Source organism: bacterium (assembly GCA_016708025.1).
Taxonomy (GTDB): domain Bacteria; phylum Zixibacteria; class MSB-5A5; order GN15; family FEB-12; genus FEB-12.
This window is the reverse complement of the sequence record JADJGQ010000004.1, coordinates 265,270-287,648: the sequence shown is the minus strand read 5'-3', so window position 1 is coordinate 287,648 and position 22,379 is coordinate 265,270. Positions and strand designations below refer to the sequence as shown.

Below are 22,379 nucleotides of genomic sequence, written 5' to 3'. Positions count from 1 at the left end.
GTATTTCGCTCTGTGTTATTTGAGAAGTACCATTTTTCTCCTAAAAGAGACCATTTCCGTTGACAGATGGCAGAAATACACTCCAGACGCAACGGACTGTCCGGCATCGTCTGTGCCATCCCAACGGATACTATGTGTTCCGACGTTACGTGTCCCGTCCACCAGCGTACATATCCTCTCCCCCAACACGTTGTAAACTGATAAGTCTATGTCTGCTGTTCGTGGCAGATCAAACTCGATAACAGTCTCACCATTGAACGGGTTTGGGTAGTTCTGGTGGAGCACAAAGGTACTAGGAAGGGTCGGCTGAATCGGATCGTCAATATTAGTCAATTCGTCGCTCACGATGGCAATAAAGGCATCCGAGGGCCAATCCCCACCTGCAATGGTGCTGTCGAGGGGATTCACCATCGCAAAGTCACCCGAGCCAGTAATACCTGCTATGTATGCGTTGCCAGCATCATCGACTGCAACGGAAACCGCCCCGTCGCTGCCCGCTCCGCCCAGAAAACTGCTGTACACAATCTCTTGACCGAGAGGGGCAATTTTAGTGATGGTCACCTCCGCCGCATGATTTGTTTGCGAATCGAATGCGTTCTTCAAAGGGAAGTCCCAGTCGTTCACTATGCCCAATGCATAAATGTATCCTTGAGAATCCACAGCCACGTCTCTGATTTCGTCAAGCCCGGCCCATGGCCCTGCACCCCAGAAAGTGCTGAACAACAGATGCTGACCGCTTGAATCGAGAATACTGATCACGCCCTCATAATTCCCGGACATATTCTTGAGCCTGTTGATAACTGGGTAATCATTCGAGGATGTACCTCCAGCAGCATAGACGCGACCCTCTTGGTCGAATGCGATTCCGTTGAAGTATCCTCCATAGGAACCGGCTAGCACAGTACTAAATACCAAGTTCTTTAGGTCTGGGGCAAACTTGGTAACCGCACCGTCAGCGGAGCCGGATACATTATGTCTCACTTGAAAAGGCCGATACATCGGATAGTATTGCTCCCAAATCATACTTGCCAGATGCACCTGGCCAATTTTGTCCACAGCCATTCTCAGACGATACGCACTCGAACCTACATAAGTACAGGAAATCAGAGAGTCACCGAATGGCGGCATTTTCACCAAAAAAGATGCACATTCAAGTCCGGTAAAATCGTGGAATGCGTTCTTCAAAGGCAGATCGGGAGAACAGGTATGTCCGCAGAAATAGGCGTTACCCACACTGTCGAATCCCACGTCGGCAATAGTGTCGGTAACTGATCCACCAAAGTAGGTGCAGAACCGAATCAAGTTACCTCGATCGTTTATGCGAAGTAATATACCTTCGGTAGGACCATCTCGCGATGTCTGAACCGGCCTATAGAGAGGAATGTCATAAGAACTTGTCTGCCCACCGACGAGCAAGTCGCCTTTTGTATGAACCTTAATGGACGAAGCATGTTCGTCGTATTGACCACCGATGAATGTAGAATAAATGAAATCCCGACCTCGCGGTTCGAGTTTGGTAATGAACATGTCCCAATTCACAATCGTGATAGGAAATCCCACGTTCGGAAAATCACTGGACATGGTTTGCCCTGCCACATACACATTTCCGCGTCCATCCACTTCCACATCATAGGCTTGATCGTTTTCGGAGCCACCAAGATAACTGGAAAAAAGCAAGACAGGATCTATCACGATCGCCAGTTCATCAAGTCTTAGCTGAACGGCGAATCCCAAAGAATTGCCTTCAATTCGATATTCACACCCTACGAGTTGGCCGGACGACGCTTCATAGACGAAAGGTGGCTGCTGTATGATCTTCCCCCAGTCAGTCGCTACTATCAATTCGCCGTCGGCGCCGGTAATGAGAGAATCAATTCCCTGATACTTTATCTGAATCGCCAGAGGGTCGGCATTCGGCGACAGCAGAAAATCGTACTCCAAATGCCCATTTCGGTAGTAGTACCGGAGGTCGATACCGGGATAGATATCATAGTATCTGATAGACGAAAAAGTCGGGACATCGGTTGTCCATTTGGTAGAATCATTGCCCAGGAAGTAATTGCAATAGTAATTTGATTCATTCTCGCCAACCACTTCTGCATTCCGATTGGCACCTACAAGCTCTTCATACACAAGTCGAGTTAAGAACTGATCGGCGGAATCTGCCTTTGCCTCATTGCGATTGAACAGTTGATAGTAGAGCCTATATCGACCAAACCAGACGACTGCACCGTTGACTTTGGTTTGGAAGAGAATCGAATCCGGCCATTGGCCGCAATTTTGGATAAAACAGGTAGGTGAAATTGAGGACACCGATACTGACGGCTCAGTCGACCTCACAGTAGTCGATAAACCAGCCGTAAGCACGGTAACACCGAGCAACACTATTACACTGCCAATGATTCGACGAAAGATCGCGTCGACAAGCACAAACCCAACCTCCCAATACATGCTTGAAAAGGCAGTCCCTCCGACCCCGCAGTACTCAACCGTTCAAGTGATTGTAAGCCGGGGAAGCACGGAACTAAGATAATCGACAACAATATCGATTGTAAGCGCACCGCGGTCAAGTGATATTTTCGGCACGAGAGATTAATCAATCTCGAGTACTTAACATGACCCCAACACAACTATAATATATCGACAGCAACATAGTTGTCCGTAAAGGATCTAAATCACTATGTGGAGCAGGACTGCAGGCGAATTGGCGTACTTTTCCTACTGATTGTAATTGAGTCCAGAGTATAGGAGTGAGGGCTTGAAATTGGCATTCAAACCGTCTGTTGCTAGAAAGTGCGCTGATTCAATTTGCATTTGCAGTGAGCAAGCCGACTTGAGTGTGGTTAAGTACATTGCGAGAGCAAGGCACCGGCGCGCAGATCAAGACACAAACGCGTGTCCGTGTATGGAGACGATTGCGCAGCACTTCCAAGACACTGAATCTTCCCACAGACTGTCAAGACATTTCTCCCTGCTTGGCCGGGCAGTTTCCGCCCTGTCCGGCAATAGGAAAGATCATCGGTCAGACCAAACGGAAGTTCGACCTGCCTTAGCTCTTGGATACTATTGGAATTCTACTGATGAAATTCTCGAAAGACGGAATATGGGATTACACACCAAAATATCTGGGTTCAGTCACGGCAATGCAGTCACATCTTGCTGCGCTTTGAAGGGCAAAGATGGAAGAACTTAAACCCAGAGGTTTCGACTTCTACATGGATCATTTGCAGACGATCATAATCGAGGACTTCCCCACTATTCTGTCCGAAGCCGGGAAGTTCCGATTGAACATCGCAGGGATGGCCAATCAATTCATCGCTCAGTTGCCGTCGCAACTCGCTTCTGCGATACTCGGAAACGTTGGAACGCTCATCGCGTTCACTTGCGGTTCCGAGGATGCGGAAATGCTGGCAAGAGAATTTTACCCGGTATTCAACTCGAACGATTTGCTCGGTCTCCCCAAATACAACACCTACATGAAAATCTCCGTAAACGGATCAACCTCCGACCCGTTCAGCGCCGAGACACTCCCCGCGCTTAAGTGCATGCACGTGTCAAACAGAGAATATATCATCGCACGAACGCGACAACGTTACTGTCAACCGAGACAGAGTGTTGAAACAAAGGTGCAGAGCTGGATGCACCGTCAATAGCGAACTGTGGAATCGTAAATGTGGCGGACACAAACGTCTTTCAAAGGATAACAAGCCTACCGAAGTCACAACGTCGCGTCATGATACTTAATCGTATCAATCATTACCTGCATACTATCAACAATTTCGTATGAGGACGCTCCCCTTCGAAACTTCAGGAGGCGGATGGTAAGGGGTTTCGCTAATGACTTGATGATTCGATCTGTGCACCACGGATGCGAGCTCTGCTTCGCCAGGCCGAGGGCGATACCAATTTGGCCCTGCGGAATAATCGGCGGAAGCTCAACTCGAGGACATGAGTCATCATAATCTATGTTTACCCCATCCATCGGATGGGCATGATACCAGTCCAGTGACGAAAGCTGAGGAAAGAGCGACTTGTTGCTTGCCGTAACAAACGCCGAATAGGGTCTGAGTACCCCACCACGAACCCCTACTCTTGGCACTGAAAAGTCCACGGCGTAGCTCATACCAATCTTGTCTCCATCATTGACAATAAAACCACGAACGTAGAAAGGGGTGAGCGTGCTGTCACTGAAGCCCGGCTTGGTAGTCAACCACTGCTTCGCCTCGAAACGGTCCAAATGCACTTCTTCTACTTTCTCGATCCGGACAAAGTCAGGTGCGACTTTGAAGAGTACGGCAATACCGAATACAACGCCGACGATCGTCAGTGTGTCGACCATATCAATGTCTGGTACAAATCGTTGAATCCAATCGGGGAACTGCTTTCGCTTTGACAATAGAGGAAGGTGTCCGGTCATGTAAAATAGCGACCAACTCACGGCGATTGCACCGACAAGGAATAGGCAGAGTGTGAGCATTCAAGCAACTCCCTGGCTTATGATACGGTCCATGTTCTGCGCTCTATCCTGAACAGCAAGCACCGTGCGACCACGAATGCTTCGAGACTATAGTCAAACTACTGAAGGCGGTAGTCAAATAAAAGCTCCAATGATGACATTCATTTCAGATGCGTCTCCCAGGTAGCAGGTGCTTCCTAGTCTTTCGATGTCTGTTCTCGTGGTGATTCGGGAGATGCAGGCTGTGCCTTTCTGAATTGTCCCCGCTGCTCAAGAAAGTTGCGGAGAAGTATTTCAACCACCCACTGTTCGAGGTCTAATTGATCATTTGGTTCTCGCTCGACTTCGACGATCTCGAATGTCCAACCCTTTGTCGGATCACGATTCTTGGCCATACTGACCTCATGACCTGCGCTCTCATCTTATTCGTTCCGCGGGTATTTGAAGGCGATAGCAGAGTTAGGGCAAGGTTGAGATTTTTGTTGAAATCGGCAGAGGCTCTAGGTACGTTTGCATTCATGAAATCCACGACCATTCAGAGGTACTCAACCGGAAACGCTGTGGTGACGATCAGAGGCCGTGCCGCTTTTCGTTGCGATAGGGCCTCTGACTTTTCCGTGGATACTGCTTTTGCGGTCCCTGTAAGTTATTGTCCTGCAACGGGAATATGTTCGGGGAGACCCGAAAATACGGCCCCTGCCTTCTAAGCAGAGGGTAACAGGTTCGAGTCCTGTCGGGGGTATTTTTTGGTGCCCGCTTAATAGCGCACCAGACAGAGTGAGATTAACCTGTCAACTGCTTCGTGTAGAAGTACCCTCTTTTCATAGAGTTGGCTATTTCAGCAGGACTATCTTCCGTCCAACCCTTTTCCCCTCATATTCCAGACGACAATAGTACACCCCCGACGCAAATTCATTTCCGGCAGGCCCTGCGTTCCATTCTACGGAGTGCTTTCCAGATGATAGAGATTCGTCTAACAGTGTAGAGACAACTCTCCCGAGAACATTGGTAATGGTCAACTTCACATGTCCGCGACGTGGAATACTGAAGTCGATCGTGGTTGAATGGTTGAAAGGATTAGGATAGTTATGATCTAAACTGATCCCCTTATCGTTCGAGTCGTGATCATTTTCAGGAACATCGACTGGCACACCCGTGCCAGAGTAAATGTGAACTACACCTCTTGATGAGCTGCCCATCGCAGAGAATGCGAAGTCGTCAACTCCGTCGCCGTTGTAATCCCCCAATCCGGCTATTGCCATGCCGAAGTTCGTTTGATAAATGCTGTCCTCCCAATTGGCAAAGCGAATATCCCATTGGCCGTTAAACTGTGGCCCACCATAGAAAACGTAAACCCGTCCGTCGCCAGAGAAGGAGACATCATAACTAGCCAGCAGATCGTCGTATCCGTCACCGTTGATATCGCCCGCCGAAACAGCGTGTTTGATATATAGCGGTATCTTGATGTCGGGAATCGTATCAATGTTCGACCCGCCGAAGTAGACCCACGCAGTGTCATCAATCCCAGCGCTCGCCACGAACACATCGTCATAACCGTCGCCGTTGAGGTCGCCTGGGCAGGTCATTACCGAGCCGAAGAGATCATAGTCATCGGAGTTAGCACCTTGCCGCACGATAGTGAAATCGGGCACGCTGTCGAAGTCGGTTCCATTCTAAAAGAAGTGCAGGCGACCATTGAGACCCGACATACTTTGCGGGGTTTGAGAAACGACAAGATCTTGCTGCCCATCTCCATTGAAATCACCAAGTGCGAGTTGCCGTGCCCAGTTTGCCGATTGCGCGGGCGGCAATGCGAGATCGCGTAAGATCCGATCTGGCAGCGAATCGAATCCTTCACTCAAATTATAAATCTGCACGTAGTCGCCACCGCATGAGGCGACAATCAGCTCATCGGTGCCGTCTGCGTCCAAATCGGTCGCTCGAGTTGGGAATAAACACGGTGGCACTGAGTCGATTCCGAACCATGCATCCCTCATGGTGTCCAGAGCGGAGCCACCGAAGTAGAGGTTCTGCTTCCAGCCATACGGAGACCTTCCCAAGATGACGAAATCCGGACGACCGTCTCCATTGAGATCACCAATATCAGATCCCCACGTATTGGTGCTGTCGAATCGGAGATTATAAACAGGGTCCGGTGCCTGTCCGCCAAAGTACATGTAGGTCGAGAAGCGACCGTTAGCGACAAGCAACTCACTACAACCATCCCCGTTCTGGTCGGAAAGCGGAATTAGGTACTGGCCAAACAGCACGTTGGCGCTATCGGCGTGGATAGTTCCGATTAACTCTGGGGTGGAAGCGCGCGAAGCGGCAACGGGAATAACCAATGCCATCAATAAGAGAAGACAGAACACCCGAATACGGTACATAGAACCCCACCAGTGCGTCTTATTGCACTTATATCAGTACAATGACGGCTGCAAATGACTGCATGTCCAGTCAAAAGTAGGGTGATTCTGCCATGATTGACAAACTCCACTGTCTTCAAGTCCTGTATTGCTAAAGCTTTTCGATACTGCTACATTTGAGGGGAACACAGTCTGCGACTAAATCTCGTGGTTTAATAAACAGCATGCTTAACCTCGCATCAGATCACCAGTTCTCTTTCCGGCCGTTCAGCTCAATATTGCTCACCGGACTTCTCTATTTTATCCTGTCGGTCCCATTCTGCACAAGCTGTTCAGCCACCGTTTGGACAAAACGAGCCCTGACCGGCGACTTTGAACTGCGATATATCGGTGACTCAACCTATCTCAAGTTCGATCTCTGCGTTAAGGCGACCCGCGTTGACACTCTCGAATTCAGTACGCTCTCTCAGAAGTTTCAACTCACGCCGTCCGTCTCACCCGAGATCATATTGAAGCGAATCGATACCCTTGCCGACGGTTACCGCTGGACCGGACTTGTCGCTCTGTCCGAGCAGGAGGCGGCCGAGATATCTGAATGCCACGGCTCCGTAGTAGCATTTGTCAATGACAGCGTGGTTGTGGATTACATCTGGCAACATGTGAGATTTAATACCGTTTCGATTCAATACTTTCAATTAGCCTATGGGTATGCAACTGCCGACTCAGCACTGAATGGCGAGCATGACTGGTGGATTGGCGGCATCGGAATAGGCGCGGCCTATGAGCGTGATCATACTCAAACCTCTTTGCTCTTCCGACATACCGCCAGTTTTGACAGCCCACAAAATCGCCTTGAATTTTCTGAAGCGATCCGTGGGCGGTTCACCTGGTACACCGGTACCCGCACTAATTTCATGCCGGCGCCGTCGCTTGGGCTGGCCCTTACCACACTAAGTTTGCCGCAGGCTGTCGGCGAATCGAAGCAAACAAAGTTCGGCCTAGAGGCGGGCGTCACACTTGAGGGACCCTTCGAACGATTTTCCTATCACTACGTGACCAGCCTGGATGGTTATCACAAGTTCGGATACCAATCGACGATCCGGAGCGGTGGACTGAATCGCATCGGATCGCTTTACGAATACTATATCCAGCGGGATTTCCGGATGTTGCGCATCGCGTTAGTTCTCGACGGTGGTGGATATGCCGATGGTATGACAGAAGAGATTGGTCGCACAGACGATCGCCCATTCTGGCGAAAGCTCCCGGCCTGGGGCGCTACCCTGCCATTTCTCCCCGTGTATGGTCTTATCCGACTCGGTTATATTGTCGCCGGCAAAGAGTACAAGTAAGTTCCTCCCGCGAACTCCATTCGCTGCCGTTTGACTATTCGATCTTCACCTGCGCGATCTCCTCGAAACGGGCCAACGCCGGTTTCTCCTCGCCAATGCCTGTCACTCCCCAACTTCGGTCGAATTGAAGGCGAGGTTCCTCGATCATTACTACACTCCTCCCCTCACCATCCGGGACCGACAGATGGACTGAGAGCTTTTTCCCTTCAGCGATCGCGGCTTGTGCCAGCGCCAACGAAAGCTCGGCCGAAAAATCCGGGATGGGTTGATTCGGATGATCACCATCCGACTTTTCACCGGTGACCGTGTCGACCGAGTACGGCTGGCGCGCGAGCAGTTGTTCGGCCAGCCGATTCAGTTCGGCCCGGTACGATGAGTTGACATGATCCTGAACCAATCGCAGGCTGGTGACCAGCAGGACGATCTCCTGCAATGAGAGATCGTCCAAGTGCATATCAATGGGCGCTGTCAAACTGTAACCGCCGCGCACCTTGTCAAAATAGACCGGTATGTTTGCCTCCGACATGGCATTAAGGTAGCGGTACGCGGTCCGATCGGGAATCTTACAGACCGATTTGATCGTTTCGAGACTAACCACTCGCCGGTGGCTCAGTAGCTGAAGGATCATGAGCATGCGGGCTGGTTTTGGCATTGTCTTGTCTCCTTGGGCAGAGAGACCACTCTCCCCCACTTTTCTGGGTTAGAGTGTTGTTGACAGCAACAGCATGGCCAACCACCAGAGACTGATCTCTTCGGGCTGCGTTATGGACTCAGGACCAGCAAGGCTGTCCGGGACAGTAGTCGTGTCTGAGGACATTCCGGTTATCGTGACAGGCGGATTGACCGAGGCTCCGTCGCCGAATGATTGAGTAGCGGCAAAAAGTGAAAGAAGCAGAACGAGAACGAGAACTGAGCCCCCCGGACGAATCCGACCATTGTGCGAATGCATGTTTACTCCCGTGTAGAGGTGTGAGCGTTACGGGAGGTGATGTCAAATTGGATGCCCTTTGCGAAAACGACCGGGCCGGCTCAGTATCTTGTTGTGTGGAATGGGAATACGGCGCGAGGGGCCGCGCCGTGATAGCGCCGGATCTGCCGCAAGCGAAGGCTTGCGATGGCAGACCGGAAGTTTACTCTGTGTGAATCAAGGAATTAGCAGTTTGCCACTCGACCGGCCGAAACCGGCAAAATGGCAAATCTCGGGGTATGATCAGAGATGGTCGAGTCCGTATTTTTTCAATTTTCTGCGAAAAGTTGTAAGAGACATGTTCAACAGCGCAGACGCTTTTGATTGGTTGTTTTTGCACTTCTTCATAGCGTCCTCGAACCGCTCACGTTCAGCCAGGTCGATCACTTCGGGCGGGACTGGCTCTGTGCTCCGATCACGAAGGATCTTGGCCGGAAGCTGTGCCGGGGCGACTTCTTCACCCGGATAAAAAAGGCAGAGTGCCTCAATCGTACTGCGAAGTTGCCGGACATTTCCGGGCCAGGGATGGGCGATCAAGATCTCATAGGCCTCAGGCGAAATGCGCGGCGGAAGTTTGTCCGCTGAGAACAGGCTGAGAAAATGTTCTATCAGGAGGGGGATATCCGTTCGCCGTTCGCGCAAGGGTGGAATCTCTATCACTACCCGGCTGATCCGGTGGTAGAGATCCTCGCGGAATTTCCCTTCGGCGACCAGTTTATCAAGATCCTGGTGGGTGGCGAAAATGAAACGAATATTGACATTGATCGACCGCGCGGTGCCAACCCGCTCAAATTGCTGGTATTCGATCACCCGAAGGACTTTCGCTTGAATATCCAACGGCATGTCAGCGATCTCATCAAGGAACATCGTTCCTTCATCGGCTACTTCAAACTTCCCCGGACGTTCGGCCACTCCAGTTGCGACTAATTTGCCAATACCGAACAATTCTGATTCGATCAGAGTCGACGCCAGTCCGGCACAATTCAACTTGATGAAAGTCTCCTTGGCACGCAGCGACTCACGGTGGATCTGGTCGCACAACACCTCTTTACCGGTACCGCTTTCACCAACTATCAGGATGCTGGTGGAACTTCGGGCAACCTTGGGCAGCATCTGAAGCAGGCTGAGCATACGCGGATCACGGGTGATCAATCTGGATGATACGCCGAACTTGCCGAGATCAGTCTGCAACTGGTTGGCTCGTTCGGAGGTCGCCCGGAGGTCTTTCGCTTTGGCGATGGTGACCACCAGCAGATTGGCGATCGCCGCCATCAACTTCTGATCCTCACTCCCGAACAGCGACGGCAACGCGTGATGATCCAGGTACAGAACGCCGATAGCGGCGTCGCCATGGATCAGCGGGATACAGGCAACCGACATGATATTATGTGCCACTACGCTCTGGTACCGACTGGTCCGGGAATCAAGAAGCGCATTATCGATAAACAGCGGGGTCGCCTGCGAAATCGTGTTGAGAGGAATTGTGGCGGAAAAATCTCCCAGCTCTTTCACGCTCTGTTCATCGCAGTTGTAGGCCGCCGCAGGCTGAAGACCTGGCCGATCGACACGACGCAAAAAGATGATTCCTCTCTCGGCACCGGTCTGATCGACCGCAAATCGAAGTAGGCGGTCCAACAGTTGATGATACGACCCGAGATCCTTCATCAAGCCACTGACAGTCAACAGCGAGTCGATCCAGGAGCGCTCTGAACCGGACTGACGTTCCAGTTCGGCGATCTGTTCCTCGAGTCGGCTAGCCGCGGCCCGGTTTCCCAATGTCTGGGAGTGACGAAGTGCCTGAAGAAGATAGTTCTTCCCGCGCTTGTGCGATCCCGCCATGAGATAGTAACTGGCGATCTTCTGCGCTGCCAGCATCGCCAGCCAGAATTGATGGGAGTTGGAGAGAATTTGATAAGCACGTTTCCATCCTAATGCGACTGCCGAATCGCCTGACTGAGCTGTATCAGTCTGCACAACCAATGCCGACAGAGCTGCAAACAGAGGGACGCGGCGGGCTCCCCGGCGCTTGTGTATCTGAGCTACGATCTCTTTGATATGATCGGTAAGCGGGTAGTCATGATAGAGCAAAAGAAAGATCCCGGTGGCGGCCCGATAGTACGAGCGAACCGCGGCCAGTTCGACCACCAGCGACTGGATCTTCTGACCGGTTGCTTCTGAAAAATCACTCTTGAGGCATTCAAGGAAAAGTCTGTTCTCTAAAACGATACCGGTGTCATTGATCCGTTCGGCCAACATCATACTTTGTTCTAAGTGAGTACGCGCCAGATCGAGTTTTCCTTGCCAGAGATGGATCTCACCAAGATTGAGACGCGCCTTCATTGGGGTGCGGAAATCATTCTCCTCGGCCAGTGCGATCACCTGACCGGCCGATAGCTTGGCCGCATCAAGTTTCCCCTCTAGCATCTCAGCGAAGGCCTTCAATGAGTAATAGAGTGTCGCCGGTTGTTGACCCGGTCCGTCCTGACAGTCACGCAACAGCTGTTGGAGCCAGAAGCGAGCCTTGGCCGCTTTCGCCATACGTGCATAGGAACCGACTAACGATGCGCTGGTCGCCGATAGAGTGATCGGAAGGCGCGATCGTTTTGCCTGGCGACGAGTCGCTGAGCCGTACATCACCGCACGCACGTAATCGGATGAATCAAGACAGATCTGTGAAATGACAGAAAGCGCGGGAGTGGATCGATGGGGTAACTGAAATTGCCGGCAGAAAGCGAGTGTCCGCTCCAACCTGGCTTCAGCAGTCGGAAAGTCCCCGCGTCGCCAGGCGACAACGGCATAGGTGTATGTCGCCAGCGTCAGCGCGTCATGCAAGCCTTGCCGTTCGGCTTCCGCGATCGTTTTGACCAGCAGGGCTTCAGCCTCTTCCAGCCGTCCTTCATTTTGATCAACAAATGCCTGGATACGATTGACCAACAGGCCGATTGCATCTTTTGCCTGAAATCCCGGCCCTGTCTTTATCTCAGCAATGAACCGCTTCACTTCGGCGAGGTCCATAGCACGTCCCACACTCTGCAGTGCCTCGCCCAGATACGTCAAATGCTCAGGTCCGTTCACACTCTGCGCCGCCGCTTCATAAAACTTTGCCGCCTCAGAATGGCGGTTGGCTTCCGCAGCGCACTCGGCGGACTTCTCCAGTATTTTGGCGGTAGAGATTCCATCCGATGAAGGCAATTCACTGACCCTGTCCAATAGACCGCGCAATTGCCTCAGCCCGCGCATCGGTTCTCCCTTTTGCAGGTAGCGCGTTGCAGATTGCAGAACATCCTCTGCTGTTGTCGACCTGATCGGGGCCTCCTGGTGCCCGACTATTCTGTCGAGAGCATCCAGCGCGTCAAAGAGATGTTGATCGGAAGGCGATAAATGAAAGAACTCTGCCTGCCGCCCGAGAGGGCATCCGGTGATCCAACTCCTCCATACTCGCAGCGTTTTTGAGAGAGAAACTCCCGCCGCGGTCGAGGTTGCGTTCAACAGTTCACCGGGCAGACCAAAGAGATGAAGATCCGCGGCCATAAACCGATTGAACTGACCGGAGCGAAGCGCCCGCCGCGTCCGCGAAGTCATGAGTCCGCCGACGATCATGGCGAGAAGTTGGTACTGAGACTGCGGCGCTTTGTCAGACGACAGCAATCCATGCTGATGGAGCGTATCTGAAAGGAAACGTGGCCGCATCACATAATCTTCGATCGTGAGATCGCTCACTAAGGCTGCAAGTGCCGACTTGTCGAACGGCAGCGCGATCGGCTGACCATCGACCGACTCCAACAGTCTACGCAGAGAAACACCCAGTGAATAGCAGTCTGATTGTGCCACTATCCGATCATTGGCGGTGACCTCTGGAGCGATATGACCGGGAGTGCCGAACAGTATCCCCTGCGGTTTGGAATTGTCCAGTTGGAGGAAATCCAGATCGATCATGCGGAGATCGTACCGGCCACCTACTTCCGTTACCAGGAAATTCTCGAGCTTCAGGTCACCATGGACCAACCCACGAAGGTGCAAATAATCGACTGCCAGTGCTATCTGGCCGATCAGCTGATACCAGTGTTGTGCCAGAAGTGTCGGAGTAACTGGCCGCCAGTCCCCTCCTTCAAGAAAGGGGTACTCCACAACCAAGTTGCCGTTGTGCGAAGCAAGCCGTCGGGCAGTAATAATTCGCCGATTTCGGATCATAGCGTGACGATTAACTGCAGCGATTACCAGATCCGAGGCAGCCTTCGATTCGGGCGATCCATCCTGTTTCAACAACTTAAGCAGGCAGGTTGACCCTGTCAGGGGATGCCTGGCGCGCCATACCTCAAAAGGTGGGTGCGCAGAAAGAAGGGATTGAAGCTCGTACTGGCCGGACCGCGACACAGGCATAAGATTTACTCCCCGATTTATCTGCGGGTTAGGATCATGGGTCGTTTCGCGGTAGCAAGATAACCAGACGGCCCGGTATCTGGTAGCGGAAACTTCGCTGCTCTGTCGCCGACGCCTATTTTTCGCTGGAAAATTGGCCCGGATTCTGTAATCTTGCCTCGATTGTCGACTTTCAGGAGAGGACGAGAATGAGCTCGCAAGCGGAAAATATCCAGCAGTTCTGCCTGGCCAAAGCTATCGCTGTCGTGGGCGTCTCAGATCGAGACTTTGGCGGCATCATCTATCGCGAACTGAAAGACCGGGGATTTGCTGTGTATGCTGTCCACCCGGCGCGTACAACTTTCGCCGATGATCCTTGCTATCCTTCGCTGGTCGGCCTTCCGGAAGAAGTCAAATCGGCGGTGATCGCCGTCGCGCCCCATTCCGCCGAACTGGTGGTCAAGGACGCGATCTCTGCAGGTTTTTCACATCTCTGGTTTCAGCGCGGTCGGGATTTCAGTCAGGCAGAATCGACGGCGCGCAACGCCGGTATTCACACGGTCAGTGACAAATGCATTCTGCTGTATGCGGGCGAGATCACCGGGATTCACGCCTTCCATCGCTTCCTGGCCAAGATGTTCGGAAGGTACTAGGCCGGAAATTGCATCGTGAGTTCACCAATACCTGTTTGCGGTCACACAGGTAACGACGGACGAAATCGCAAACGATTGTCAATTAAGTAGATATAAACTTCCGGCAGAAAATCGTTCGCCCCTGATTTCACCAATAAACATTTGACAACCCTTTCGCGTATAGTAGCTTGTTGGATTCCGGGCGCATCAGATTGACGCGCCCCTTGCTCGAGACACTCAAGACAAAGGGTTTATCATGAAGAGAATCTTTTCTCTGGCAGTCATGCTGGCGGCCACATTGATGTTGGCGCAGTTTGCTGCAGCCGTCGATCAATCCCAAAAGGCGGTTGATATCACGGCACTGGATACCACGGTCAATCCGTGCAACGACTTCTGGGCCTATGCCAACGGCAACTGGTTCAAAGGTAAAGAAATTCCCGCGGAATACGGTTCCTGGTCGCCGATGCATGAAATGTACGAACGCAATAACACCGTTCTTCGCGAAATCTGCGAATCCGCCGCCGCCGATTCCAAAGCGGCGGCTGGCTCTGCCCGTCAGAAGATCGGTTCCTTCTATAAAGTGGCGATGGACACTTCCAAAATTGAAGCCGACCGCGCCACCCCGCTTGCCGCCGATCTGGCATATTTCAAGACGCTGAAAACATCGGCCGATATCCAGACCGCAATCATGAAATACCATCGCCAGGGCTACGACTTCCTGTTTGACCTCTCTGTCGATCAGGACATGAAGAACCCGACTGATATTATTCTCTATGCGTCGCAGGGCGGCCTCGGTCTGCCGGACCGCGATTATTACACGCGTACCGATGACGAGACGATCGCGATCCGTGCCAAGTACGTGACCCATGTTGCCAATATGCTCATGCTGCTTGGTGACTCCGAAGCTGACGCAAAAGCTTCTGCCGAAAAGATCCTGGCGCTTGAGACTCGCCTGGCCAACGCGTCGTTGACCAGTGTGGAACTTCGCGACCCGGCCGCCTGGTACAATATCAAGACAATCGAACAGGCGAATCAGGCGACCCCGAATTTCAACTGGGCCGCTTACTTTAAAGCGATGGACCAGCCGCAGATCGCCAGCTTCTCCATCTTCCCGGACAAGTTTTTCGCCGACCTGAACAGCATGTTGGCCGAACTCCCGATCGCCGACTGGCAGGATTATTTCCGCTGGCACCTGGTTCACCAGGCGGCCCCGTATCTCTCCAGCGAATTCATCAATGAGAATTTCAGCTTCTACTCTGCGACACTGTCAGGCGTGAAGGAACTCCGCCCGCGCTGGAAGCGTGTGCTGACTCATCTTGAGGGAGCACTCGGCGAGGCGTTGGGTGAACTGTATGTCGAGAAGACTTTCCCGCCGCGTGCCAAAGAAAAAGCGAAAGAGATGGTCCACCATCTGCTCGCGTCCATGGGTGACCGGATCAACGCGGTTGACTGGATGTCTCCGGAGACCAAAGCCGCCGCACTCAAGAAACTCTCCACCTTTGTGGTCAAAGTCGGTTATCCCGATATCTGGCGTGATTACTCCAAACTGCAGATCACCTCGGCCATGCCTTATTTCGAGATGATCCAGCGCGGCAAGGCGTTTGAAGCCCAGCGCCAGCTCGATAAGATCGGCAAGCCGGTCGACCGGAATGAATGGGGAATGACGCCGCAGACGATCAACGCCTACTACAATCCCCTGATGAACGAGATCGTTTTCCCGGCCGCTATCCTTCAGCCGCCGGCATTTGATCCGGACGCGGATGATGCTTCCAACTTTGGCGCTATCGGCGCGGTGATCGGCCATGAGATCACTCACGGCTTCGACGATATGGGCGCGCAGTTCGGCCCCGATGGTTCTTATCAGAACTGGTGGAAAGAAGAAGACATGACCCAGTTCAAGGCTCGTACCGACAAGCTGGTCGAGCAGTATAGCAATTATGTTGTCGTTGACGACTTGAAGATCAACGGTCAGTTGACGCTGGGTGAGAATATCGCCGACCTCGGCGGTCTTTTGGTATCCTACTACGGTCTGCAGAAGGCGCTGGAAGGGAAATCGCGCGAGAAGATCGACGGTTTCACTCCGGAACAGCGCTTCTTCCTCGCCTTTGCTTCTGACTGGCGCACGATGATGCGTCCGGAAGCACTCAAACTGCAGGTTAATACTGACCCGCACTCGCCCTCCGAGTTCCGCCTCCGCGGACCATTGGCGAACATGGTTGAGTTCCAGAAAGCGTTCGGTTGTGCGTCCGAGGCCGCCATGCTTCGTTCGCCCGATGCGATGATCAAGATCTGGTAACCAAGATTCATCAGAGCGTTTATGGGGTGGCTGACTGCAGCCACCCCTTTCTTTTTTGTTTCTGCTGGTTGACTTGCTTAGTCCACTTTAGTTATGTTGGCATACCATGACGACCCCTTTACCGCAACCCACACCGCACGAACACCATCACTATCGCTATTACGATCTCATCATGGCGCTTTTTGTCACGGTCCTGCTCTGCTCCAATCTGATCGGCCCGAGTAAGATCTGGAGTTGGGGGCAGTTTTCATTTGGCGCGGGTATTCTCTTCTTCCCTATCAGTTATCTGTTTGGCGATATCCTGACCGAGGTCTACGGTTACGCCCGCGCGCGCAAAGTCGTCTGGGCAGGTTTCGGCGCGCTGGTCTTTGCGTCGTTTATGGCGTGGGTCGTGCTTGCCCTTCCGCCGGCGGATGGATGGGACGGCCAGTCTTCGCTGGAAGCCGTCTTTGGATCGACCTGGCGCATCATCTTCGCCTCTATCTCCGCCTATTGGGTGGGAGAATTCTCCAACTCGTTTGTCCTGGCAAAACTGAAACTACTGACCAAAGGACGATTCCTTTTTGTCCGGACGATCGGCTCTACTATTGTCGGCGCCGGAGTCGATACGCTCGTCTTTTATCCCGTTGCGTTTTTGGGTATCTGGAGCAATGAGCAAGTCATCTCAGTGATGTTGGGTAACTACACACTCAAAGTCCTCTGGGAAGTGATCGCCACTCCCTTCACGTACAAAGTGGTCAATTTCCTCAAACGGATCGAGCGCGAAGATTACTTTGACTGGAAGACCAATTTCACGCCGTTTTCTCTGAAGACAGACGACTAGTTTTTGGTAACATCCCTGATCTCGAAATCGTATAATTGGGGAGAGGAATCATTCGATATGGCTACATTCATTCTCTGGTTGATTTTGCTTTTTCTCGCCTGGCCGCTGGCGCTCTTGGCGTTGGTGCTCTTTCCGATCGTCTGGCTGGTCCTCCTCCCTTTCCGGATTGTCGGAATTGCGGTCGACGGTCTGATCGAGTTTCTGCGTGCGCTGATTCTTTTTCCGGCTCGTGTGCTGGGCAGCCGCCGGTAATCGGTACTATTCCATACCAGACTTATCTCCGTTTGCAATCTAATCTTGCAAGAATGCTGCCTGTCGGCTACCTTACGATTAGTGGACATACCTGTCCCCGGAGGTACCCGTGAAACTCACATCATTCTGCACTGCACTAGTTTTGATTGCTTCACTATCAGATGCAGCGATCATCAATGTCCCAGCTGATCAACCGACAATACAGGCTGGCATCAATGCCACTAATGATTTTGACACTGTGCTGGTAGCTCCCGGCACATATAGCGGCGATGGAAATCGGGATATCGATCTCCTTGGAAAGTCCGTCTACTTAAAAGGTGGCGGAGAGTATGGCTCGGATGTGATTATCCAGTGTGGTGGGACGGATCTGGATGAGCATATCGGTATCTGGATTCACGCTGGTGAGGACAGCAATACAGTCGTGGATGGCTTCACGATCACTGGCGCCTACAAATTGCTGTTGCCCATGCCGGGATTTTACGGAGCAATCCATTGCGACGGAACCTCGCCGAAGATCATCAATTGCACAGTCTCTGACAACGCCCACCATGGAATCGCTGCATTTAACAATGGCAATCCGATGATCACGGGTTGTCGGGTCGAGAGAAATCTGAACGGCATCAGAGTCGGCAGAGTGCCGATGTTTAGTGGAGCCAGTGCGCGAATTGTGAGAACGCTTGTGCTGGATAATGATTCGTGCGGCATCCAATTGTTCGATCATGGTGATCATTATATCGAGAACTGCCTGATCGGCAACAACGGCGTGGATGGAATTTTCAAATTCGTTGATATGCCGAAGATCCTTCCCGACAATCCGGCCGGTCAGGATTCCTATGTGTCCAATACCATTGCATTCGGAAATGGACGGTACGGGTTGTCTAATTATTGGGTCGGTGAAATGTATGTTGAATGCAGCGATTCCTGGGGAAACGACAGCGCGAATTATCTGGGAGTCCAGGGTGCCGCCGGCGATGTCCAGGGCAATCTCTCCGCCGACCCGCTCTTCTGTTTTGCGGATACCGGTAACTATTATATCCGTGACAACTCCCCCTGTGCCCCGGCGAACAATAGCTGTGGTGTTCAGATCGGGCCGTTTGGCGTGAAGTGTAGTTGCTGTACTGGACCAAGGGGAAACGTTAATATGAGTCAATACGAAACTCCTGACCTTTCTGACCTATCTATGTTGATAGGATACCTTACGATGAATCCACGACCGATACTACAGTGCCCTACTGAGGCAAACATGAACGGTGTGGGCGTGATTGATATCAGTGATCTGTCTGCGCTAATATTGTATCTCACTTTCTGGTACATTCCCATTTCATGTCCCACGTACTAGGCACATATGATTCGCTATCGAATTGATTGTATTGCCCTCAGCTCTTCCCAACTCACTGGCTTTTTCGTCGGCTGGCCGAATCCCCCCTCGCCGGAAACGCACCTTCGTATTCTCCAGCAGAGCGACTATGTGGTCCTGGCGATTGATGACGAGACCAATCAAGTCGTCGGCTTCGTCACCGCCATCTCGGATAAAATCCTCAGCGCCTATATCCCATTGCTTGAGGTTCTCCCGGAGTACCAATTTCGCGGGATTGGGCGGGAGCTGATGGAACGAATGCTGACCCAGCTCGATGGCCTCTATATGATCGACCTGACCTGCGACCCGAATCTCCAAAAGGGATACCGGCAGCTCGGCTTCCAGAAAATGACTGCCATGATGATCCGGAATTTTGACTGCCAGTCGGGACGGCGCGGCTGACCGGATAAGCCATACCTGGCCCCACTTTTTCGAGGCCGGGCCAAAGTTTTTGTTGAACTCATCGGCTCAGATTATTGTTTTATGAGTACACGGGAAAGGAGGTGGTCCAGTTTTGAAATGCGACACACGTGAGGTGGCTGATAGTTAGCCTCTCCCAACAGACTTGTTGGGCCAAGTTAACTAAATCCCAACAGATCAACCGAACCTGACGTCTCCCTAACCGGACCGTCAGGTTTTTTGTCCCCCGAATCCGACTCCCCTTAACATCCGAAACCGACCCGTTCCAACAGTAACTCCCCCTCCAACTCACCGGATACTATTTGTTTCGCCTGCCCCATGCTCCGACCTGTCGCCATAACCATTTGCACTACATGATACTACCAGCAAGACCAAGCAGCTCTTTCCGGAGTATTTTCCCCCGACTGGACCATTTTATCGATAATACTCAAACTAGGGCTTTCAGGAGGGCAAGAATTATCGTACAATTATCAAGATGACCCTGATCATACATTCGGTCCTCATTCGCGAATATTTCCCCCTCTCACTGGAGCCGGCTGTTCAGTCTGAAGCGGTATATTCTATCTTCGGTTTAGACAGCAAAGTGAGACAAATACTCTAGTGTTCTCCCTCAGACAGAATCCACTGACCATTGGTGACAAAACAGCTCCCCTTCCGATCATTCAGGGAGGCATGGGGGTCGGCATCTCGTTGGCTGGCCTGGCCTCGGCAGTCGCACTCGCTGGCGGAATCGGCGTCATTGCGTCGACCGGCATCGGCAGCCGGGAAAAGGACTTCCAGACAAACTTCATCGAAGCCAATAATCGTGCCCTCCGCCGGGAGATCCGGAAAGCCAAGGCTGCGACCGATGGCTTGATCGGCCTCAACGTCATGATGGCCAATACAAATCATGGGGAGTATTTCACCACGGCTATCGACGAGAAGGTCGATGTCATCTTCTGTGGTGCCGGCCTTCCGATGACCCTCCCCTCGTACCTCAATGGAAGTACGCATACCAAGTTGGTGCCAATCGTCTCCTCTGGCCGAGCGGCCGAATTGATCTGCAAGCGATGGCTCCATAAATACGACTACCTGCCCGATGCCATAGTTGTCGAAGGCCCGAAAGCGGGCGGACATCTTGGCTTCTCCCGAGATCAGATATTTGACCCTGCATTCTCTCTGGAACTGCTGGTCGAATCCGTACTCGAGGTTGCCGACCGCCACGGCTCATCCGCCGGCAAACCGATCCCGGTAATCGCCGGTGGCGGAATATATACCGGACAGGATATCCGGTCGATCATGGATCGTGGGGCAGCGGGAGTTCAAATGGGGACTCGCTTTGTAGCGACTCATGAATGCGATGCCGACCCCTCGTTTAAGCAAGCGTATGTCGACTCGCAAAGAGAAGATATTGTGATCATCCAGAGCCCGGTCGGCATGCCCGGACGGGCGATCAGAAATGACTATCTGAATGATGTCGAGTCCGGTATGAAGAAGCCGTACAAATGCCCGTACCATTGCATCTCGACATGCGATGTTGCTGCGACGCCTTACTGTATCGCCCAGGCGCTGATCAATGCACAAAAAGGAAAGCTGGCCCACGGCTTCGCTTTCGCGGGAGCCAATGCCTATCGGATCACCGAGATAATTTCGGTGGCGGAATTGATGAATCAGTTGGAATCGGACTTCAATGAGGTTCCCGATGGAGCGACGGTTTCCACCCTCAAAGCATAAGCCCACCGGGTGGTGGGCTTATCATCTTCGGAATACATCCCGCTTGTAAGAGAAACGGGAATGAGAAATGCCTACTTCTTGGCTTTCGGCGGTTTCTTCTTTTCCTTTTTTCCCTTGTCTTTTCCCTTAGCCATGACGGCCTCCTGCTGGATAGTGTTGTTCGCCGACGCACTGCGCTGTGAGCCTAATGCTCTGGATCCGGCGGCGGCGTTCCGCCCGACCACAGATAGTATGGTCATCTCAGTAATCCGGACGCAAGTTTTTTCAGCATCGAATTCAACGGATCGCTACTTCTGCCAGGGTGGATGATCAAACTCCCGGATATAATTCAACCAGGCCGCGATCCCCACCTCCTCAACATACCGATTGACCCGCCGGAATCCCTCGCCATAGATCGGATCGTCATCCTCCATCATCCGGTCGATGACATGGTCCACCTCCTTCGGGTAATTCAGCAATACCAGGTAGGAAGCATAATTGCAGCTCCCCTCGGCCAGAATATCTTCAGTGTGGAACCGATCATTGAGGCCAAACCAGACATGCATCAGCTCATGGGCGGCGGTGGCGATAAAGTGGATGCGCGGCATTCGGTCGAGAATGTATATCTTCACCTCGGTATCCTTAAAAAGTCCGCCGAGGTACTTGGACTGCTGAATATGGGTGAATCCGGCCTTTTCCGGGCCCGGACGATCCGAAAGCGCACTCATCCCCTCCCGACTCACCAGTTCCAGGTCGAAATCTCCCTGCTTGATCACGATCCCCTGCATCCGGAGCAACGCCTTGGCGACCAATAAGAGCGAGTCAGCCTCGTGTTGGCTACTAACCACTGATTTTTTACAGAGTCCACAGACGGTCCGACCGTCGGGGTATTGCTCTCCCCCCTCTGATTCGGCGGTCAGGAACCGACTGCAATAGTCGCACTGCTTCGCCTCGGTTTTGTGTTCCGAATGGACTTTTGCCCCATAGCTGTCGTAGAGATAATTGCCAAGAATCGGTTTGCCGCATATGGCGCAGCGATCCGCAACATGTTCGGTAAAGCAGGCATCATGGTAATCGCGGCCGGCCACCGTGACCCATTCCATCATTGGCTGGTCACAATAGGCGCACCGTCGGGCGAAGCGCTTCACGAAACAGAGCGAGTCGTAATAATTCCCGTCTCTTGCGAAATAGTTCTCTTCGCCGATCGGCTTGCCGCAGTTTTCGCACACAAAATGATTGTAGTGGTAAGTGCGACCGTCTATTTCAAACCATTTCCCGGAGTCAATCGGCTTCTTGCATTTGGCACAGATCTTGGCACCGGCCATGGCCAGAGATGCCCCGACGACGACAACCGCCAGAAGCAGGATGAAGCGATATATCGCTAGATTGTCCTGTCTATTCATCATTTTG

At 52.3% G+C, this 22,379-nt stretch carries 18 protein-coding genes; 9 read left to right on the top strand and 9 right to left on the bottom strand.

The annotated features are described in order from the left end of the window. Window positions 1-15 precede the first annotated feature (15 nt). Window positions 16-2,430, bottom strand: coding sequence for an SBBP repeat-containing protein (locus tag IPH75_14655; protein ID MBK7143312.1), 2,415 nt, complete (start codon window positions 2,428-2,430; stop codon window positions 16-18). 749 nt (window positions 2,431-3,179) lie between these two features. Between IPH75_14655 and IPH75_14650 the strand changes: the two genes are divergently transcribed. Beyond that, complete coding sequence (locus IPH75_14650; protein ID MBK7143311.1) at window positions 3,180-3,653, top strand: hypothetical protein; 474 nt, start codon at window positions 3,180-3,182, stop codon at window positions 3,651-3,653. 65 nt (window positions 3,654-3,718) lie between these two features. On the opposite strand, the gene IPH75_14645 is transcribed toward IPH75_14650, so the two are convergent. The 3 genes from IPH75_14645 to IPH75_14635 form a co-directional block, all read right to left on the bottom strand. After that, window positions 3,719-4,477 (bottom strand): hypothetical protein, encoded by a 759-nt coding sequence (locus IPH75_14645; protein ID MBK7143310.1) that lies wholly within the window; start codon window positions 4,475-4,477, stop codon window positions 3,719-3,721. Between the two features lie 812 nt (window positions 4,478-5,289). Then, complete coding sequence (locus tag IPH75_14640) at window positions 5,290-6,108, bottom strand: T9SS type A sorting domain-containing protein (protein ID MBK7143309.1); 819 nt, start codon at window positions 6,106-6,108, stop codon at window positions 5,290-5,292. A 21-nt stretch (window positions 6,109-6,129) separates the two neighbouring features. Then, the gene (locus tag IPH75_14635) at window positions 6,130-6,843 is read right to left on the bottom strand and encodes a VCBS repeat-containing protein (GenBank protein MBK7143308.1); all 714 of its coding nucleotides are present in this window, start codon (window positions 6,841-6,843) and stop codon (window positions 6,130-6,132) included. A 203-nt stretch (window positions 6,844-7,046) separates the two neighbouring features. On the opposite strand from IPH75_14635, the gene IPH75_14630 reads away from it, so the two are divergent. After that, on the top strand, window positions 7,047-8,171 hold the full coding sequence (locus tag IPH75_14630) for a hypothetical protein (GenBank protein MBK7143307.1): 1,125 nt from the start codon (window positions 7,047-7,049) through the stop codon (window positions 8,169-8,171). Window positions 8,172-8,205: 34 nt separating this feature from the next. On the opposite strand, the gene IPH75_14625 is transcribed toward IPH75_14630, so the two are convergent. From IPH75_14625 to IPH75_14615, 3 genes are all read right to left on the bottom strand, one after another. Next, a complete protein-coding gene (locus IPH75_14625; GenBank protein MBK7143306.1) occupies window positions 8,206-8,823 on the bottom strand; it encodes a hypothetical protein in 618 nt (205 codons plus the stop codon). 48 nt (window positions 8,824-8,871) lie between these two features. Further along, on the bottom strand, window positions 8,872-9,120 hold the full coding sequence (locus IPH75_14620) for a hypothetical protein (GenBank protein ID MBK7143305.1): 249 nt from the start codon (window positions 9,118-9,120) through the stop codon (window positions 8,872-8,874). Between the two features lie 261 nt (window positions 9,121-9,381). Then, the gene (locus IPH75_14615; GenBank protein MBK7143304.1) at window positions 9,382-13,518 is read right to left on the bottom strand and encodes a sigma 54-interacting transcriptional regulator; all 4,137 of its coding nucleotides are present in this window, start codon (window positions 13,516-13,518) and stop codon (window positions 9,382-9,384) included. A 188-nt stretch (window positions 13,519-13,706) separates the two neighbouring features. Between IPH75_14615 and IPH75_14610 the strand changes: the two genes are divergently transcribed. The 7 genes from IPH75_14610 to IPH75_14580 all read left to right on the top strand — a co-directional run bounded on the left by IPH75_14610 (window position 13,707) and on the right by IPH75_14580 (window position 20,990). Then, window positions 13,707-14,150, top strand: coding sequence for a CoA-binding protein (locus IPH75_14610; protein MBK7143303.1), 444 nt, complete (start codon window positions 13,707-13,709; stop codon window positions 14,148-14,150). 235 nt (window positions 14,151-14,385) lie between these two features. Continuing rightward, window positions 14,386-16,425, top strand: coding sequence for a M13 family metallopeptidase (locus IPH75_14605; GenBank protein ID MBK7143302.1), 2,040 nt, complete (start codon window positions 14,386-14,388; stop codon window positions 16,423-16,425). A 106-nt stretch (window positions 16,426-16,531) separates the two neighbouring features. Further along, a complete protein-coding gene (locus tag IPH75_14600) occupies window positions 16,532-17,248 on the top strand; it encodes a queuosine precursor transporter (protein MBK7143301.1) in 717 nt (238 codons plus the stop codon). Window positions 17,249-17,305: 57 nt separating this feature from the next. Beyond that, window positions 17,306-17,500, top strand: coding sequence for a hypothetical protein (locus tag IPH75_14595; GenBank protein MBK7143300.1), 195 nt, complete (start codon window positions 17,306-17,308; stop codon window positions 17,498-17,500). A gap of 109 nt (window positions 17,501-17,609) precedes the next feature. Further along, window positions 17,610-18,839 (top strand): right-handed parallel beta-helix repeat-containing protein, encoded by a 1,230-nt coding sequence (locus IPH75_14590; protein ID MBK7143299.1) that lies wholly within the window; start codon window positions 17,610-17,612, stop codon window positions 18,837-18,839. A 6-nt stretch (window positions 18,840-18,845) separates the two neighbouring features. Continuing rightward, on the top strand, window positions 18,846-19,259 hold the full coding sequence (locus IPH75_14585; protein MBK7143298.1) for a GNAT family N-acetyltransferase: 414 nt from the start codon (window positions 18,846-18,848) through the stop codon (window positions 19,257-19,259). A 690-nt stretch (window positions 19,260-19,949) separates the two neighbouring features. Beyond that, a complete protein-coding gene (locus IPH75_14580; GenBank protein ID MBK7143297.1) occupies window positions 19,950-20,990 on the top strand; it encodes a nitronate monooxygenase in 1,041 nt (346 codons plus the stop codon). A gap of 71 nt (window positions 20,991-21,061) precedes the next feature. On the opposite strand, the gene IPH75_14575 is transcribed toward IPH75_14580, so the two are convergent. Together IPH75_14575 and IPH75_14570 are read right to left on the bottom strand one after the other, a co-directional pair. Further along, window positions 21,062-21,229 carry a hypothetical protein gene (locus tag IPH75_14575; GenBank protein MBK7143296.1) on the bottom strand — a complete coding sequence of 56 codons (168 nt, stop codon included), beginning with the start codon at window positions 21,227-21,229 and terminating at the stop codon, window positions 21,062-21,064. A 48-nt stretch (window positions 21,230-21,277) separates the two neighbouring features. Then, on the bottom strand, window positions 21,278-22,375 hold the full coding sequence (locus IPH75_14570; protein MBK7143295.1) for a hypothetical protein: 1,098 nt from the start codon (window positions 22,373-22,375) through the stop codon (window positions 21,278-21,280). Between the last annotated feature and the right edge of the window lie 4 nt (window positions 22,376-22,379).

Bases quoted from the DNA above. Each gene is read 5' to 3' on its own strand.
- IPH75_14600 (MBK7143301.1), top strand. From the start codon at position 16,532: ATGACGACCCCTTTACCGCAACCCACACCGCACGAACACCATCACTAT.
- IPH75_14580 (MBK7143297.1), top strand. From the start codon at position 19,950: ATGGGGGTCGGCATCTCGTTGGCTGGCCTGGCCTCGGCAGTCGCACTC.
- IPH75_14630 (MBK7143307.1), top strand. From the start codon at position 7,047: ATGCTTAACCTCGCATCAGATCACCAGTTCTCTTTCCGGCCGTTCAGC.
- IPH75_14595 (MBK7143300.1), top strand. From the start codon at position 17,306: ATGGCTACATTCATTCTCTGGTTGATTTTGCTTTTTCTCGCCTGGCCG.
- IPH75_14585 (MBK7143298.1), top strand. From the start codon at position 18,846: ATGATTCGCTATCGAATTGATTGTATTGCCCTCAGCTCTTCCCAACTC.
- IPH75_14570 (MBK7143295.1), bottom strand. From the start codon at position 22,375: ATGATGAATAGACAGGACAATCTAGCGATATATCGCTTCATCCTGCTT.
- IPH75_14635 (MBK7143308.1), bottom strand. From the start codon at position 6,843: ATGTACCGTATTCGGGTGTTCTGTCTTCTCTTATTGATGGCATTGGTT.
- IPH75_14625 (MBK7143306.1), bottom strand. From the start codon at position 8,823: ATGCCAAAACCAGCCCGCATGCTCATGATCCTTCAGCTACTGAGCCAC.
- IPH75_14610 (MBK7143303.1), top strand. From the start codon at position 13,707: ATGAGCTCGCAAGCGGAAAATATCCAGCAGTTCTGCCTGGCCAAAGCT.
- IPH75_14605 (MBK7143302.1), top strand. From the start codon at position 14,386: ATGAAGAGAATCTTTTCTCTGGCAGTCATGCTGGCGGCCACATTGATG.
- IPH75_14620 (MBK7143305.1), bottom strand. From the start codon at position 9,120: ATGCATTCGCACAATGGTCGGATTCGTCCGGGGGGCTCAGTTCTCGTT.
- IPH75_14615 (MBK7143304.1), bottom strand. From the start codon at position 13,518: ATGCCTGTGTCGCGGTCCGGCCAGTACGAGCTTCAATCCCTTCTTTCT.
- IPH75_14650 (MBK7143311.1), top strand. From the start codon at position 3,180: ATGGAAGAACTTAAACCCAGAGGTTTCGACTTCTACATGGATCATTTG.
- IPH75_14645 (MBK7143310.1), bottom strand. From the start codon at position 4,477: ATGCTCACACTCTGCCTATTCCTTGTCGGTGCAATCGCCGTGAGTTGG.
- IPH75_14575 (MBK7143296.1), bottom strand. From the start codon at position 21,229: ATGACCATACTATCTGTGGTCGGGCGGAACGCCGCCGCCGGATCCAGA.